This is a genomic window from Neobacillus drentensis (assembly GCF_036965425.1).
Taxonomy (GTDB): Bacteria; Bacillota; Bacilli; order Bacillales; family Cytobacillaceae; genus Neobacillus; species Neobacillus drentensis_F.
On sequence record NZ_JBALPP010000227.1, the window covers coordinates 1 to 1,642 of the forward strand.

Here is a 1,642-nt window from a genome sequence, read left to right on the forward strand (position 1 = left end):
CAAGTAGAATATCTTAAGGATATTAACAATAAGGACAATAATTTTTATAAGAATAATTATAAAAAAGACACTAAGTATATATCAAAATACACCTCTGAAAAGTCAGGATGGACTGTTATCAATATAATTGAGGATAAGGCACTAACAAAGGATACAACTAACATTATGAAAATACTATTTGCCATATTTGTAGTATTCAATTTGTTTTTTATTTTATATAGTAAAACCTTCTTTAAAGATATTTTGAAGCCAATAAAAGAACTTATCAAAAAAATGAAAGGTATTAAAGATGGAAGGCTTGATGAAATCACAAATATAAATACTAGTTTGGAAGAAATTAATGAGCTGGGAAGCAACTATAATAAGATGATAAATGATATTAAGAACCTTATGGTAGAAAGGGATTTGAAGGAAAGAGAACGTTCTAAGGAAGAAATGAAGGTCTTACAAGCTCAAATAAATCCCCACTTCATTTATAATACCTTAAATGTAATTAAATTAATGGCTATGATCTCAAAGGCAGAGAGCATAAGAAAAGTAACAGATTCCTTTATGAAGCTTTTATCTGCAACCTTTAGAAGTGAATCTACCTTTATTACTGTAAGAGAAGAATTGGAATATCTTGATCATTATGCAGAAATAATGAAAGTTCGGTTTGGAGATGATTTCAATTTAGTGGTTAAGGTGGAGGAAGAAGTAAGAAATCTTTATATTATTAAATTGATATTACAGCCTATAGTTGAGAATGCAATCGTTCATGGAATTAATGAAATTGATGGAGAAAAAAATATCATTATAACTGGATATATATCAGAGGAAAATCTTATCTTTGAAGTTGAAGACAATGGTAGAGGCATCACAGAAGAAGAAATTGAAAGTATTTTTACAAGTAAAGAAAAAAGCAACACAAGCTTTAATCATATTGGAATAAAAAATATTGAAAGCAGGATCAGACTGAATTGTGGACAAGGGTATGGAATAAAAATAGAAGGTGAAAAGAATAAATTCACAAAAGTAAAACTTATACTTCCTATACTAATGAAAAAGGAGAGTTAAGTATGTATAAAATGCTTTTAGTTGAAGATGAGCCTATTGTAAGACTTGCTTTAAAGTCCTTGATAGATTGGAATAATTATGGTTTCGATGAGGTTTTAGAGGCATCTAATGGAAATAAAGCTTTAGAGATAATAAAAGCTAGAGGGGATATTGATATAGTCATAACTGACATTAATATGCCTGTTATGAATGGCATTGAGCTTATTGAGGAAAGTAGACGGCTTGGCATTAATACTGAGTTTTTAGTGTTAAGCGCTTATGATGATTATACACTTGTAAGAAGTGCCTTTAAGCTCGGAATAAATGATTATATTTTAAAAACAGAAATGGAACCGGATAAAATTCTTAAAATGGTTATGGCTTCTTTAGAGGACAAAAAAAGAAAAAAAGGTAGTAAAAATCAAAGTGTTAATAGAAATGAACTAGTTAGGAAATTAATTGCTGGAGATTTTACTGAGAGGGATTTGGAGAATAGTGTACTAAGATTAAAAGGAGAAAATTATATTTGCTGTTCTCTACTTATTGACAGTTTTTTGATAGTTAAGAAAAGGTATGAGGATAATGATCTTAAGGAACTTATGAGTTC

At 29.0% G+C, this 1,642-nt stretch carries 2 protein-coding genes; both read left to right on the forward strand.

Annotated features, from left to right (window positions below):
- Positions 1 to 1,056: sensor histidine kinase (locus V7161_RS30340; protein WP_335716471.1), on the forward strand; the 1,056-nt coding region annotated here is incomplete at its 5' end.
- A gap of 2 nt (positions 1,057 to 1,058) precedes the next feature.
- Positions 1,059 to 1,642 (forward strand): response regulator (locus tag V7161_RS30345; RefSeq protein ID WP_335716472.1); only part of this gene is annotated, 584 nt, incomplete at its 3' end.